1 protein-coding gene is annotated in these 279 nt (G+C 45.5%); it reads right to left on the reverse strand.

The window, feature by feature from the left end; translation table 11 throughout:
• A partial coding sequence (locus tag CES79_RS12925; RefSeq protein ID WP_225362452.1) for a hypothetical protein occupies positions 1–279 on the reverse strand: 279 nt, incomplete at both ends.

The raw sequence follows: 279 nt of genomic DNA on the forward strand, positions 1-279 counted from the left end.
GCCCGTCTTACCAGTTACATCAGGTACCGTTTGATCACCTTGGTTGCTTGGAATCGTCACATTTGCCTTGGCATCATTTGGTGTGTAGGTCACTTTACCTGTAGTTGTTGGATTATCGACCGTGATCGTGCCATCTGGATTAACTGTGGCTGGTACCGTCGTTTTATCTGGTGTGTAACCTTTAAGTAATGGCACATCAACAGTGACATGTTCGCCTGTCTTACCAGTTACATCGGGTACTGTTTGATTACCTTGGTTGCTTGGAATCGTCACATTTGC

It is taken from the genome of Secundilactobacillus silagei JCM 19001 (genome assembly GCF_002217945.1).
In the GTDB taxonomy this organism is placed as follows: Bacteria; Bacillota; Bacilli; order Lactobacillales; family Lactobacillaceae; genus Secundilactobacillus; species Secundilactobacillus silagei.